Origin of the sequence: Microbacterium sp. LMC-P-041 (genome assembly GCF_030209555.1) — a bacterium.
Taxonomy (GTDB): Bacteria; Actinomycetota; Actinomycetes; order Actinomycetales; family Microbacteriaceae; genus Microbacterium.
In genome coordinates, this window is sequence record NZ_JARVRV010000004.1 from 339,223 (window position 1) to 353,161 (window position 13,939).

Below are 13,939 nucleotides of genomic sequence, written 5' to 3' on the forward strand. Positions count from 1 at the left end.
GGGTGGTACAGCCGCCAGGGCTCAGAACCCGGGGTATTCCTGCAGCTTCTGCTCGAACTCGGCTCGGTCCGCATCGCTGAGCACGGCGCTCGCGATGACCACCATCTGCAGCCCCTCGAGGGGCTCGCCGGTGCGGGCGTTCTGCGCCTCGCGCGTCGTCAGGAAGTCGCCCGACGGGTCGTTCGAGAGGTCGAAGATGTTCGCGTAGAACCTCATCGGATCGGGGTAGTTCTCGGTGTAGTACTCCCACGTGTGCTGCTCGCGCGGGTCTTCGCTGCCGTAGAGCTTCGCGATCATCGACGGGTCGATCCCCGAGTACTCCCCGTTGAACGAGTACAGCGTGGGCAGACCGTGCTCGGCGACGACCGAGTCGATCGTCGACATGACCTCGAGCTTGAGGCTGTAGTCCTGGATCGGCTCGGTGGTGGCCCAGCCGGCGGAGGTGTACTCGATGAGCATCGATTCGCCGCCGTAGCCGTTGCGCTCCGGACGCAGATCCTCGTCGCCGACCTGCACCCAGTCGTATCCGTACTCGGCGGTGATGCGCTCGCGGATGTCGGCGAACAGGCTGTCCGCCTCGGTCTTCACCTCTTCGAGCGACTGCTGGGTGAGAGCGTCCTGCGGATCGGTGCCCTTGATGCCCGGGTAGGCCTCTTCGTGCTTCTGCTCGTCGGTCTTCATGCCGTCGTAGCTGCCCGAGGCCGACGTCTGCAGTGCACCGATGCCGCCCACGGTGGCGACGTTGAAGATCAGCGTGACAGCGAGGGCTACGGCGGCCAGCGTGCGTCCTCGGGCGGTGAACAGCGCGCCGATCACGACGGCGACGACGACGAGCTGCAGCGTCAGCATCGTCACGCCGTAGACCGCGTCGGTCGCTCCGATCGCGAGCATGATGAGGAGGATCAGGGCGAACAGGATGCCGGCGATGAGTGCGATCCAGCCGAGTGCGTTCGCCGGCTTCTTCTCCGCGGAGGCGACGTCGGCTGCGGTCGCCGTGCCCGACATCGCCGGAGCGCCGGGATGCTGCACGACCGGCCCGGCCTGGCGGCGGGCGTTGCGATAGCCACCGGGCGGCGGCACGGGCGGCGCACCCTCCGTGCCGGCGACGTAGCGGGCCCGCTGCTTCTCGTGATCCATCACCATGGCTTGTCCGTTCCCGAGCCTCCGCCATCGTCGCCCTGCTGCTGATCGCGCTCCTGCGTGCCCTGCTCGAGCTTGTCCTCGAGCTCTTCGAGCTTCTCGTCGGAGGGCTGCGGCTCCTGCTCCTGCTCCTCCTCCGGCGGCGGCTGCTCGTTCTGCTGCTTCTGCTTGAGGCGGTCCTCGAGGTCTTCCCTGCTCTGCTGCATGTCGCGGTCGGGGTCGGACGACTGCTCCTGCGCCTCGTCGCTGTTGCACTCCTCGGGCATCTCGGTCGTGATGGTGAGCGCGTCGCCGTAGAACTCCGCGGCCCCCGCGCCGTCGCCCTCGGCGCGGGCGGCGTCGCCCATGCGCTCGAGGACGAGAGCGAGGTTGATGCGCACCGTGCACACCTCGAGGCCGGTCGCGAGGTCGAGTGATTCCTCGAGCTTCGCCCGAGCATCCGGCAGCTTCTCGGCGCCCGCCAGCGCGGTGCCGACGTTGAACGGCGCCTTGAAGGGCTCGAACCAGTTGAGGAACTCCTGCCCGCGGGCCGACGCCTCTGATCCGGCATAGTCATCGGCCACGTACGCGGTGATCGACTGGTGCGCGAATGCGTACATGCTGAGGATCTTGCCGACGAACAGCAGTGCGGCCAGTGTCAGCGGAAGCGTGCCGATCGCGATCCACCGTCGGATGCGGCGACGGCGACGATTCGAGGCCAGCAGCGCGGCGGCGGCCGACGCCCTCAGGTCCTCCGGGCTGTCGGACGGCGTCCCGCCGGCGCGTGCAGACAGATCTGTCATGCGGCACCTCCGTCGGTCGTCCGGCGTCGCGGCGATGTCGACGGCGCTCGCAGCAGACGCAGTCGGGCTACGAGCATGCTCGCCCTCGTGAGCTCCACGCCGAGCAGCGCCACGATCACGAGGGCGGCGACCCAGTAGAGCTCGGTCACGTTGCCCACGGTGCCGGACTCCGCGTAGGTGGTGGTGGTCGAGGGCGCCTCGGGGAGGGTGAGTGCGGCATCCGCGGTGCGGTGCTGGTACTCGACTCCGAGATCCGAGGCGATCGCCTCGAGGTTCCCCTCGTCGATCAGCGACAGCGCGTTCGCACCCTCGTACTCGATGTATTCGCTCGACGAACCGTCCACGCCGCCCGTGGTGAGCTTCATCGGTCCGCCCTCCGCGGTGCCGTACCCGAGCACGGCGCCGGCGTCGGTGAGCTCGGCGCTCCCGTCGAACGGCTCGGGGGCCGACGAGACCGTCTGCTCGCCGTCTCCGAAGTAGAACACCATGCGCGAGCGATCGGGCGACGACTCGGCCGCGTTCGACAGGGTGTCCGAGAGCAGCTGGTTCGCGATGCCGATGGAGCTGCCGCGCGACTGGCTCGTCACCTCGGGGCGCAGCACCTCGAGCGACGAGACGAGCGCGGTGGTGTCGGTGGTGAGCGGCATGCGGAGATCGGCCGTGGCGTCGAACGTGATCAGCGCGAACCGCGCACCGGGGTACTCGTCGACGATCGCCTGCACGTCGGCGTGGACGCCGTCGAGGCGAGGCCTGTCGCCGTCCCAGTCCTCGGCGACGATGCTCGCGGTGGTGTCGACGACGAGCACGATGTCGGTGTCGGTCGCGAGGGTCTCGGTGGCACCGCCGGGGATCCCCGGGCGCAGGAGCATGACGAAGCAGGCGAGCAGCATGACGAGCCGCATGGCCCAGAGCGCCCGTCCGCGGCCGGTCGCCCTGACCAGCGCCATCACGGCGAGGGCGGCCACCGGCGCGCAGAGCAGAGCGAGGAGGAAGACGTTCAGCACGGGCTGGAAGATCACAGTCTCACCCTCCACAGCACGACGATGAACGAGAGCATCGAGATCATCAGCACGACGATCCAGAGGTTCGGCGCGTCTGTCCAGACGACCTGCGCCTGACCCTTCAGCGCGGACGCCTCCTGCTCCTGCACCTGCGTGACGATGTCGCTCACGGTGGTGGTGTCCCGCAGGCCGTACGCCTGTCCGCCCGTGGCCTCGGCGGCCTTCGTGAGCTCGGCGCTGACGTCGGCGTCCTTGCCCTGCACCGGGTTGAGTGCGAAGACGCGCACGCCGTTCGATGCGGCATACGCGGCGGCCTCGTCGAGCGTCACGATCGAGGCGCCGTTGACCTCGTTGTCGGTCGCGAAGATGATCGAGCGCGACCGCTCGTCGTCGGGGTGGTCGAACGCCATCGCGCATGCCGCGAGGCCGTCGCCGATCAGCGAGGCACCGTTGCCGTTGAGCGTGCCCACCCAGTGCTCGGGGACCGATTCGGTGAACTCGAAGCTCTCGCGGATGCTCTGCAGGTGGCTGCGGATGAACTCGTAGTCATCGGTCAGGGGGAAGATCTGCACGGGAGAGCTGTTGAAGATCGTGAGGCCGATGCGTTCACCCTCGAAGTCCTCGAGCAGTTCCTCGAAGACCGTGAGCACCTCGACGTCGACCTCGCTCATCGACCCCGAGACGTCGAGGCAGAGCATGATGTCGCGGCTCGTGTTGACGGGCTGGATGGTCTGCGACGCCATCGGCCGGGCGGAGACGACCCCGGCCGCGAGGGTCGCGATCACGCCGATGAGCAGGATGCTCGACAGTGCGAGCACGCGGCGGTTCAACGCCCGGCGGAAAGTCGGCAGCGCGCGCAGGCGCTCGGCTCGGGCGACGCGGGCGCGCTCGTGGGCCTCGGTCTTCGCACCGCTGCGCAGCCCGATGACGATTCCGAGCGCTATGACGATGACGACGACGGCCACGGCAACGAGGATGAGCCACCCGTTCGCTAGTGCCATGTGCGCACCACCGTTCGGGCCGCCTCGGCGCCGGCGATCGGGTCGATCGCGGGACCGGGCCGGAAGATGCTGGGGTAGTAGTGGCGACCCATGGCGTCGACGAGCGCGGGATGGACCCCTCGAGAGACGAGGTCGTCGAGCGCGAGCACCGGTGCCTCGAGTCCGCTGTACTCGTTCACGAAGGTGCGCACGACGCGGCTGAGCTCGAGGTTCGCGTTGCGGGCGGACAGGGTGCGGGCGCGGTAGTCGTCTTCGATGCGCTGGATCCGGTCGAAGTACTCGACCCGCAGCTGCGACAGCACGTCGGTGGTGAGCAGGGTCGGTCCCTGGGCGTCGCGCGACAGCGTGAGGTCACGTCGCGGCCTGGTGAGCGCCACGACCACCCATGCTGCCGCGATCAGCAGCAGGAGGATGCCGAATGCGACCAGGATCCAGCCCCAGCCGTATTGGAAAGGCGGGTACAGCTCATCAGAGTCGGGCATTCGACCTCCGATTCAGCAGCTGGAGCAGCTGCGAGACGGCAGCGTCCTGACCCGCCAGCACGCTGTGGCTGATCTCCATGCGCTTGAGCAGCTCAGCAAGACGCGCCGCGTCGGCCTCGGTCTGCGCGGCGAGCTCGCGGATGATGTCGGGATCGCCCTGCACGAAGTCCGGCACCTCCCACATGCTGTCGACATCGCTGCGGATGGTGGCCGTCGCGTGGTCGAGCACCGGATCGGCGTCGCTCACGGTCAGCCACAGGACGTCGTGCTGCACGCGCAGTCGGCGCAGCATCCGTTCGGTCTCCGTCGTGACCGGAGCCTCGTCGGTGATGACGACGACGATCATGCGGCGAGAGATCGTGCGCGTGACGTACGACAGCAGCGCGTCGCGGTCGCTGGCTGCCCTGCTCGTGTCGATCGACCGGTCGATCGTGCGCAGCGCGTGTTCCAGTGCGCCCTCGCTGCGGCCCGGCGCGCGGCGGCGGATGCGGTCGGAGTCGCCGTAGACCAGTGAGAAGTCGTCGCCGTGCCGCAGCGCCAGCACGCCGAGCACGCCGGTGGCGAGGATCGCGAGGTCCTTCTTCGACTTCTCGTCGTGCGCGAGCGCGCCCATCGAGCGGCCGGTGTCGACCACGAAGAGGACCGTGTGCATCCGCATCGCACGGTGCCGCTTGACCAGAGGAGTGCCCAGTCGAGCCGTCGCGCGCCAGTCGATGTCGCGCACCTGATCGCCGTACTCGTACTTGCGCAGATCCTCGAAGTCGAGGCTGCGGCCGTGCAGCAGCGACGCGTAGGCGCCGTCGAGCGCGTGCAGCGACTTGCGCGACGAGTGGATGAAGAGCTTGCTCTTCACCTGGGCGATCAGGCTGGCCATGGCGGGTCAGGGCGTGGGAACGGACGCGAAGATCTGGTCGATGATCTCCTCGCTGCGGATGCCCTCGGCGTCGGCCTCGAACGTCAGCAGCACGCGGTGACGCAGCACGAGGTGGCGCAGCGAGCGGATGTCCTCGGGGATCACGTGGCCGCGGCCGTTGAGCAGCGCCAGCGCCCGCGACGCCTGGAGGAACGCGATGCTCGCACGCGGGCTCGCGCCGTACTTGATGAAGCGCGCGCGCTCCTCGCCGATGTACGGCGCGGGGTTGCGCGTGACGTAGGCGATCGAGACGATGTAGTTGCGGATCGCGGGGTCGACGTAGATGCGGCTCGCGACGTCCTGCAGCATGTGCACGTCGTCGAGGCTGATGGCGCTCGAGACGTGACGGTCGGGATCGAGCACTCCCGAGTCGATGCGGCCGAGGATCTCGAACTCCTCGGCGGGACTCGGGTACTCGACGATCTCCTTGAGCAGGAAGCGGTCCATCTGCGCCTCGGGCAGCTCGTAGGTGCCCTCCTGCTCGATCGGGTTCTGCGTCGCGATCACCAGGAACGGCTTGGGCAGGTGGTGGACCTCGCCGCCGATCGTGGTCTGGTGCTCCTGCATGGCCTCGAGCATGGCGCTCTGGGTCTTGGCGCTCGAGCGGTTGATCTCGTCGAGCAGCACGAAGTTCGCGTGCACCGGTCCGAGCACGGTGCGGAACGACCCGGTCGCCGCGTCGTAGATCTGGTTGCCCGTGATGTCGCTGGGCAGCAGGTCGGGGGTGCACTGGATGCGCTTGAACTGCGCCCTCACGGTGTCCGCGAGCGTGCTGGCCGCGGTGGTCTTCGCCAGACCCGGAACGCTCTCGAGCAGGATGTGCCCGCCCGCGATCAGCGAGATCAGCAGGCTCATGCGCAGACGCTCCTGGCCGACCATCTTGGCCGAGTATGCGTCGGACACGGTCTTCAGCACGGCGCTCGCGCGCTGGAGCTCGGCGTCCGTCGGCGCTTCGGACTTCCTGCTCGCCGACGGGGAGGCCGCGGGGGCCGCGGGGGCCGACGATTCGGCGCGGGTCGCGGGAGCGGGAGGAGCCGGCGCGGCGGCCTGGGCGGAGGGCGCAGGCGGAGGCGGCGGCGTCGAACCTGCGGAGGGGCCGGGCGCGTAGGGCTCGTTCATCGGTGTGTCTCCTCGTTCCCACGGGGGACGCGTCGACGACCCCCCGTCGACCAGCGTAACCGCATCGGCCGGCGCGGCTCCGGCCCCGGCGCGGATGGCGCGGCTCCGGCCCCGGCGCGGATGCGCGGCGGCGGGGCACGCAGGGGGGACGGCATCCGTGACTCGACATCATGGGATCTGATCCGGCCCGACGCGTATATCGGCGGAGCGACGGACGCGTGCTTAGCTGAGAACTCGATCTTCGGATGATGCGGGAACGATGAAGCAGCCCAGAACGATGCCGCGCAGTGCGCTCGAGTACTCGATCGGACGACCGTTGTGGGTGGCCGTGGTCGTGCTGAACGTGATCCTCGCGGCCGTCGCCACCTCTGCTTGCGCCTGGGCGTACCTGCACGACACCGGGTCCATGCGATCCATGATCGGCGTGCTCATCGCTGTCCCTTCGCTGTGGTGGGTGATCGCGGTGACACTCTGGCTCACCACGCTTCCTCGCCGGCGCGTCAGCGCGGAGGACATCAGTCGGGCGAGTGCGAGCGTCCCCGGGGGCATCCTCCTCCCCGGATCGAAGCTCGTGCCCGCGATGACGCTGGTCGCGGCGCTCGCCGCCGCGTCGACCTTCACGGTCGTGGCGGCGACCGTCAGCGGTGTGTGGCGCATCGTCTGGGCACTGGTCGCCGTGCTGCTGCTGGGTCCTGTCGTCAGTCACCTGATCTCACTGCGGCAGCCTCGGCGACTGTTCTACGTACTCGAACCATCGACGCGGGAGGAGCTTCGCGGTGACCGTGTTCCGACTCGCCTCCTCGATCCGCGTGAGGCCCTGGCCACGACTCCTCAGCACGTGAGCGATGCGGTGCTCGCGACGTTCAGGCCCGAGGGCGGAACCCGATAGCCGCAGCGTGAGCCGCTCGTCCTCGGGGCAGGCTTCTCGCCGCATCATCCTCGGGCGCGCGGGGACTCCTCGACGTGCGTCGTGTCGGCGACGTCCTGAGGGGCGCCGCGCTTGCGGCCCACCCAGATGACCACGCAGGCCACGCCGATGATGGCGATGGCGATGCCGACGATGTAGCCGGCGACCCCGAGATAGCCGCCCGGCACGATGTGGGGGTTGAGGAACGGGTACGGATACCACCAGGCCTCGCCGGTGGCGGGGGCGACGATGAGATTCGCCCGGATCATCGTGTAGACGACCCACACGATGGGGAAGATCGTCGCTAGCGCCACGGCACGCCAGCGCAGCGCGCGCCGCCGCGGAGCGAACAGCAGGTCGACCAGCAGGAACAGCGGGAAGACGACGTGCAGCACCTCGTTCGACCAGGGGACCGTGACGCCCTGGGGCAGCTCGATGCCGCGGAGCAGGGTGTTGTAGACGATGCCCGTGACGATCATGTACGTGCTGACGCAGACGAGGAGGACAGCGAGCCAGCCGGGCTCCCGCTCGTCATCGTGACGGTGGCGCAGCGCCCAGACCGCGGCGACGATCAGCACGATGGCCGCGAGCAGGTTCGACAGGATCGTGAAGAAGCTGAGGAAGTTCGCCGCGACCGTCGGCAGGTGCTGGCCCCACTCGGTGGTGGCCGCGAGAGCGTTCTCGACGCTGCGTGCGAGCTGGGCGATGATCGCCGCGAGTCCGAGCGCTGCTGCTGCCAGTCGGGCGTAGGGCCACCAGGTCGTCATTTCGCCTCCGCGCACACTTTATCGGTCAGTATGCCGGTTGACGCTAGACCTCGATGCCGTCACGTCACTCGGCGCGGCGTCCCCACTTCATCCGTGTCACGAGCACCCCGAGCAGGCACAGTGCACCGCCGACGAACATGAGCGGGGTCGGCACCTCACCGAGGATCGCCCACGACATGAGGATCGCGATCGCGGGCACGACATAGGTCGTCGCCGACGTCTGGCCGGCCGTGCTGCGCTGCAGGACGTACGCCCAGGTGGTGAACGCGATCGCCGTCGGGAAGATGCCGAGATACACCACCCACAGCGTCGAGCCGAGCGGGGCCGTCTGCAGTGCTCCGACCAGGCTGCCTGCCCATGGGAGCAGCGCGACCGTGCCGGCCACCGCGCCGAGGAACGTCAGCGTGGTCGCGTCGGACCCCGCGCTGAGCAGATGCTTCTGCAGCAGGGTGCATCCGGCGTACATCACGGCCGCGAGCAGCGCGAGCAGCAGCCCGGTGATGTCGGGACCCTCACTCGTCGACGAGTTCATGCCGATCAGGACGACACCGAGGAAGGCGATCGGCGCCCCGATGATCAGCGGCTTCGGAAAGCCCTCACGCAGGAAGAGCCCGCTGAAGACCACCACCATGAGCGGCGCGAGGTTGACCACCATCGCGGCCGTGCCGGCATCGAGCGTGCGCTCGGCGGCGTTGAGGGCCAGGTTGTAGACGCAGAACCACCCGACGCCCCAGACCGCGACGAGCCACCAGTTCCTCCGGTCGGGAAGACGGATGCCGTGGCGCACCGCGATGATCGCCAGCACGGCGCTTCCTACAGCCATGCGCAGCAGCGCCAGCGCGCCCGGGTCGAAGTGCGGACCGGCGCCGCGGATGCCGATGAACGCCGAGGCCCACAGCACCACCGTCACCAGTGCGGCGACAAGCACGAGCGGACCCTGTGGGCGGGGCTTCGCGGGGTTCGGGCTGTCGTCGCGACGCACGCGACCGGTCTTCGGCATCCTTCGATCCTGGCACCGGCCACGGACATCGGCGATGCGCCCGAGCGACAGCATCCGCTCGTTTTCCGCCACGGGTTGCTGCAGTCCGTTCGAGAGCGTCCGCCGCCCACAGCCCGGAGGGTCGGCGAACGACCTTCGATAGGATGGAGCCGCCCGAAGAGGGCCAGCTCATCAGCCGGTGCAAACCCGGCGAAAGCAAGGGGGATACCCATGCCAGGAATCGTTATCGTCGGCGTCCAGTGGGGCGATGAGGGCAAGGGCAAGGCCACCGACCTGCTCGGCGAGCGCACCGACTGGGTCGTCAAGTTCAACGGCGGCAACAACGCGGGCCACACCGTCGTGGTCGGCAATGAGAAGTACGCACTGCACCTGCTGCCGTCCGGCATCCTGTCGCCGGGCGTCACGCCGGTGATCGGCAACGGCGTCGTGATCGACCTCGAGGTGCTCTTCAGCGAGCTCGAGGCGCTCGGCGGCCGCGGCATCGACGTCTCCCGTCTGAAGGTGAGCGCCAACGCGCACATCATCACCCAGTACCACCGCACTCTCGACAAGGTCACCGAGCGCTTCCTCGGCAAGCGCATGATCGGCACGACCGGCCGTGGCATCGGCCCCGCCTACGCCGACAAGATCAACCGCGTCGGCATCCGCGTGCAGGACCTCTTCGACGAGAACATCCTGCGCCAGAAGGTCGAAGGCGCCCTCGACCAGAAGAACCACCTGCTGGTGAAGATCTTCAACCGTCGCGCGATCACCGCCGACGAGGTCGTCGAAGACCTGCTCTCGTACGCCGAGCGCCTGCGGCCGATGGTCGCCGACACGGGATACCTGCTCGACGAGGCCCTGCGCCGCGACGAGGTGGTCGTGTTCGAGGGCGGTCAGGCCACCATGCTCGACGTCGACCACGGCACCTACCCGTTCGTCACGTCGTCGTCGGCCACGGCGGGCGGCGCGTCCACCGGATCGGGCGTCGGCCCCGGAGCGCTCGACCGCATCGTCGGCATCGTGAAGGCCTACACGACCCGTGTCGGCTCCGGTCCGTTCCCCACCGAGCTGTTCGACGAGCAGGGCGAGTGGCTGCGGTCGCGCGGCTTCGAGTTCGGCACCACCACGGGCCGTCCGCGCCGGGTCGGCTGGTACGACGCCCCGATCACCCGCTACGCGACGCGTGTGAACGGCATCACCGATCTCGTCCTCACCAAGCTCGACATCCTCACCGGACTAGAGCAGATCCCCGTCTGCGTCGCATACGACGTCGACGGTCGGCGCTTCGACGAGGTGCCGGTCAACCAGACCGACTTCCACCACGCGACGCCGATCCTCGAGTACTTCCCGGGGTGGAGCGAGGACATCTCGACCGCACGCACGTTCGACGACCTGCCGAAGAACGCGCAGGACTACGTCATCGCGCTCGAGGGCATGAGCAACACGCGCATCTCCGTCATCGGCGTCGGCCCCGAGCGCGACCAGGTCATCGTGCGTCACGACCTGCTCGACTGAGGCTGACATGACCCGGTTCTGGCTCGGCGGGTACGGACCCGCGATGGGCGGCTCGGCCGACGGCATCGGCCTGCTCGCGGGCGACGAGAGCGCGCCCACCGCACTCGAGTATCGGGGAGCGGTCACGCAGACCCCCTCCCCGTCGTGGTTGGCGCAGCATCCGTCGCTCGACGTCGTCTACGCGGCGCTCGAAGGGGATGCCGGAGTGCAGGCGTTCGCGCGCAGCGGCGACTCGACGCTGAAGCCGCTCGGTGAGCCGGTCGCCGCGGGCGACGGCGTCTGCCACGTGGCGGTCTCGTCGAGCGGATCGTTCCTCGTCGCGAGCTGCTACGGCGACGGCCGGGTCGTCCGCATCGGCATCGACGCGCAGGGCCGCCTGGTGCCGGATGCCGTGAACAAGGCAGCCGAACTGCGTGCCGCTCTCCTCGGCGAGCCGCTCGAGGCGGCGCCTCCGGCGGGCGTCGCGGTCGCGGCATCCGATCCGTACCCCGGCGAGCTCACCGCGACGGGTGAGGAGCGCGCATCGCACGCGCACTCGGCAGCCTTCCTCGCCGACGGGCGCATCGCGACCACCGATCTCGGCTTCGACCTGGTGCGGATCTGGCGACCCACCGGGGGTGGCCTGGTGCTCGATCACGAGGTCGTGCTGCCCGTCGGCACCGGCCCCCGGCATATGGTCGTGCACCCCAGCGGCCACCTGCACGTGGTGACCGAGTACTCGTGCGAGGTGTTCACTCTCGGCGCCGGGCGCGACGGCACGTGGGCTGTCGTGTCGTCGGTGCTCGCGAGCCCGATCGCCGAGATCGGCGTGGACTTCCCCGCCGAACTCGCCCGCAGCCGTGACGCGCAGTTCCTCTACACGGCCCTGCGCGGCAGCAACACGATCGCCGCGCTCCGCGTGCGCGGGGGAGGCGAGGCTCTCGAGTCGATCGCCCTCGCCGACTCGGGCGTGGACTGGCCCCGTCATCACGTCGTGCACGAGGGCAAGCTGCTGGTCGCGGGGCAGCGCTCCGACACCGTCGCGCTGGTCGACCTCGACGAGCGCACGGGCGCGCCGCTCGGCATCCGCCACCTCGCGCAGGCCCCGGCGCCGACGCACATTCTGCCGGTTCGCTGACGCGCGGGTCGCGCCTCGGGGAGCTTGACCTGGCGTTCGCACTCAGGCTGTGAACCGGGGCGGCGCCATAACTCCGGACGAACGGCCCGATGCGGGGCTGCACGGCCGGTGCGCGTCGCTGTTCGCCGGCCTTCCGGAGTTGTGGAGCAGGCCGGCAACGCGCCCGACGGCGCGTCGCGGAACAACCACCCCGTGACTCGACGTTGGACTTGAGCAAGACTGGGCGACGGAGAGGTGCACCCCATGACTGCTGAGAAGACCGACGACTACGACCTGATCGTGCTGGGCGGCGGGCCGGTGGGCGAGAACGTCGCCGACCGCGCCGTGCAGAACGGACTGACCGCGATCATCGTCGAGAGCGAGCTGGTCGGCGGTGAGTGCTCGTACTGGGCATGCATGCCGTCGAAGGCGCTGCTGCGTCCGGCCCAGGCGCTGCGAGCCGCGCAGAAGGTCAAGGGCTCGGCCGAGGCGGTGACGGGGTCGCTCGACGTGCGCGCGGTGTTCGACCGTCGAGACTCGTTCACGAGCAACTGGTCGGATGACGGGCAGGTGAGGTGGCTCGACTCCGCCGGCATCGACCTCGCCCGCGGGCACGGCCGTCTGACGGGTGAGCGCGAGGTGACGGTGACGGATGCCGACGGCGGCACCCGCGTGCTCCGCGCCCGCCACGCCGTCGCGATCAGCACCGGATCGGATGCCGTGATCCCGCCCATCGAGGGCCTGCGCGACTCGTCCCCCTGGACCAGCCGCGAGGCGACCAGCGCAGAGGAGCTGCCCGAGTCGCTGGCCGTGATCGGCGGCGGGGTCGTGGCGGTCGAGATGGCCACGGCTTATGCGGCCCTCGGTTCGACGGTGACGATCATCGCCCGCAGCGGTCTGCTGGGTTCGATGGAGCCGTTCGCCGGGGAGCGCGTCGCGGCCGGGCTGAAGGAGCTCGGTGTCGACGTCCGCACCGACACCGGCACGACCAGCGTGACGCGAGGCGACGAGGGAGTCGAGATCGTGCTCGACGACGGGTCGACGGTCACCGCTGCCGAGGTCCTCGTGGCGACCGGGCGGTCTCCTCGCAGCGGCGACATCGGCCTCGACGTCGCGGGTCTCGAGCCCGGTCGCTGGATCACGGTCGACGACACGCTGCGTGTTCCCGGATCCGACTGGCTCTATGCGGTCGGCGATGTGAACGGTCGTGTGCTGCTCACGCACCAGGGCAAGTATCAGGCGCGAGCAGCGGGCGACGTGATCGCGGCGCGCGCCAAGGGCGAGGACGTCGACGATGCGGCCTGGGGTCGTCACGTCGCCACCGCGGACAGCGCCGGCGCCCCTCAGGTGACCTTCTCGTTCCCCGAGGTCGCCTCGGTCGGGCATACCGAGGCAGAGGCCCGCAAGGCCGGAACCGACGTCGCCGTCGTCGATTACGACCTGGGTTCTGTCGCCGGCGCGAGCCTCTACGAGGACGGCTTCGAGGGGCAGGCCCGCCTCGTGATCGACAAGGAGCGCGACGTGATCATCGGAGCGACCTTCGTCGGCCCCGAGGTCGCCGAGCTCGTGCAGACAGCCACGGTCGCGATCGTCGGCGAGGTGCCGATCGCCCGCCTGTGGCACGCCGTTCCGGCGTACCCGACGATCAGCGAGATCTGGCTGCGGCTGCTCGAGTCCTACGGGAGGGACTCGGCCTGAGCCCATCGGACGGATGCCGACGACGGACGCCGCGCGGCCCATCCGTTTCGGCATCCGCTCCGAACAACCGACGAGAGACTGGCGCGATCGGCGCGCCCGGAGCAGGATTGTTTCCCACATTGACGACCTCCGGCACAACCCCCGGCCGAATGTCGCACACCTCTTATACGCTCGAACACACATCCGAGGAGGCAGGACCATGAAGGCTGTACTCGCAGGAACCGTCATCGCCGAAGCCGACGAGAGCGATCTCGCGCGCATCGAGGGAAACTGGTATTTCCCGCCGGCATCCATCACGGAGGGCGTGCTCGTCGAGAGCCCCACTCCGTACACATGCCCGTGGAAGGGCGCCGCCCAGTACTTCTCCGTCCAGGCCGGTGGCGAGCTGCACACCGACTACGCCTGGTCGTATCCGACGCCGTATCCGAGCGCCTTCGACCGGGTGGGCAAGGACTTCTCGGGCTTCGTCGCCTTCGACCCGCGGGTCGAGGTCTCTGCATGACCTCTGTATGCCGCAGTCGAGGCGCTGATGCGCG

The 13,939-nt window shown here is 69.2% G+C and carries 14 protein-coding genes; 5 read left to right on the forward strand and 9 right to left on the reverse strand.

Features of this window, described 5'->3' with window-relative positions; all coding sequences use genetic code 11:
• Window positions 1–21: 21 nt before the first annotated feature.
• Genes QRN21_RS08070 through QRN21_RS08100 form a run of 7 tightly spaced genes read right to left on the reverse strand, consistent with a single transcriptional unit; the run spans window position 22 to window position 6,438 of the window.
• Window positions 22–1,143, reverse strand: a complete 1,122-nt coding sequence (locus QRN21_RS08070) for a hypothetical protein (RefSeq protein ID WP_285363609.1) — start codon at window positions 1,141–1,143, stop codon at window positions 22–24.
• Complete coding sequence (locus QRN21_RS08075; protein WP_285363611.1) at window positions 1,137–1,922, reverse strand: hypothetical protein; 786 nt, start codon at window positions 1,920–1,922, stop codon at window positions 1,137–1,139. Before QRN21_RS08075 ends, QRN21_RS08070 begins: the two co-directional genes overlap by 7 nt.
• Entirely contained in the window at window positions 1,919–2,956 is a 1,038-nt protein-coding gene (locus QRN21_RS08080) for a VWA domain-containing protein (RefSeq protein ID WP_285363612.1), read from the reverse strand. The genes QRN21_RS08075 and QRN21_RS08080 overlap by 4 nt, the downstream gene beginning before the upstream one ends.
• Window positions 2,938–3,924 (reverse strand): vWA domain-containing protein, encoded by a 987-nt coding sequence (locus QRN21_RS08085; RefSeq protein WP_285363613.1) that lies wholly within the window; start codon window positions 3,922–3,924, stop codon window positions 2,938–2,940. The genes QRN21_RS08080 and QRN21_RS08085 overlap by 19 nt, the downstream gene beginning before the upstream one ends.
• Window positions 3,915–4,406 (reverse strand): hypothetical protein, encoded by a 492-nt coding sequence (locus QRN21_RS08090; protein WP_053098330.1) that lies wholly within the window; start codon window positions 4,404–4,406, stop codon window positions 3,915–3,917. Before QRN21_RS08090 ends, QRN21_RS08085 begins: the two co-directional genes overlap by 10 nt.
• On the reverse strand, window positions 4,393–5,280 hold the full coding sequence (locus QRN21_RS08095; RefSeq protein WP_285363614.1) for a DUF58 domain-containing protein: 888 nt from the start codon (window positions 5,278–5,280) through the stop codon (window positions 4,393–4,395). The genes QRN21_RS08090 and QRN21_RS08095 overlap by 14 nt, the downstream gene beginning before the upstream one ends.
• Window positions 5,281–5,286: 6 nt before the next feature.
• Window positions 5,287–6,438 (reverse strand): AAA family ATPase, encoded by a 1,152-nt coding sequence (locus QRN21_RS08100; protein WP_222839069.1) that lies wholly within the window; start codon window positions 6,436–6,438, stop codon window positions 5,287–5,289.
• Window positions 6,439–6,697: 259 nt separating this feature from the next.
• On the opposite strand from QRN21_RS08100, the gene QRN21_RS08105 reads away from it, so the two are divergent.
• On the forward strand, window positions 6,698–7,327 hold the full coding sequence (locus tag QRN21_RS08105) for a hypothetical protein (protein ID WP_285363615.1): 630 nt from the start codon (window positions 6,698–6,700) through the stop codon (window positions 7,325–7,327).
• Window positions 7,328–7,371: 44 nt separating this feature from the next.
• Here the strand turns inward: QRN21_RS08105 and QRN21_RS08110 are convergent, their stop codons facing one another.
• A complete protein-coding gene (locus tag QRN21_RS08110) occupies window positions 7,372–8,112 on the reverse strand; it encodes a Pr6Pr family membrane protein (protein WP_285363616.1) in 741 nt (246 codons plus the stop codon).
• A 64-nt stretch (window positions 8,113–8,176) separates the two neighbouring features.
• Entirely contained in the window at window positions 8,177–9,112 is a 936-nt protein-coding gene (locus QRN21_RS08115) for a DMT family transporter (protein WP_285363617.1), read from the reverse strand.
• Between the two features lie 210 nt (window positions 9,113–9,322).
• Between QRN21_RS08115 and QRN21_RS08120 the strand changes: the two genes are divergently transcribed.
• The 4 genes from QRN21_RS08120 (at window position 9,323) to QRN21_RS08135 (ending at window position 13,905) form a co-directional block, all read left to right on the forward strand.
• A complete protein-coding gene (locus tag QRN21_RS08120) occupies window positions 9,323–10,609 on the forward strand; it encodes an adenylosuccinate synthase (protein WP_056275880.1) in 1,287 nt (428 codons plus the stop codon).
• 7 nt (window positions 10,610–10,616) lie between these two features.
• On the forward strand, window positions 10,617–11,726 hold the full coding sequence (locus QRN21_RS08125) for a lactonase family protein (protein WP_285363618.1): 1,110 nt from the start codon (window positions 10,617–10,619) through the stop codon (window positions 11,724–11,726).
• Window positions 11,727–11,969: 243 nt separating this feature from the next.
• Window positions 11,970–13,403 (forward strand): dihydrolipoyl dehydrogenase family protein, encoded by a 1,434-nt coding sequence (locus tag QRN21_RS08130; protein WP_285363619.1) that lies wholly within the window; start codon window positions 11,970–11,972, stop codon window positions 13,401–13,403.
• Window positions 13,404–13,602: 199 nt separating this feature from the next.
• The gene (locus QRN21_RS08135; protein ID WP_056275888.1) at window positions 13,603–13,905 is read left to right on the forward strand and encodes a DUF427 domain-containing protein; all 303 of its coding nucleotides are present in this window, start codon (window positions 13,603–13,605) and stop codon (window positions 13,903–13,905) included.
• The last annotated feature ends 34 nt before the right edge of the window (window positions 13,906–13,939 follow it).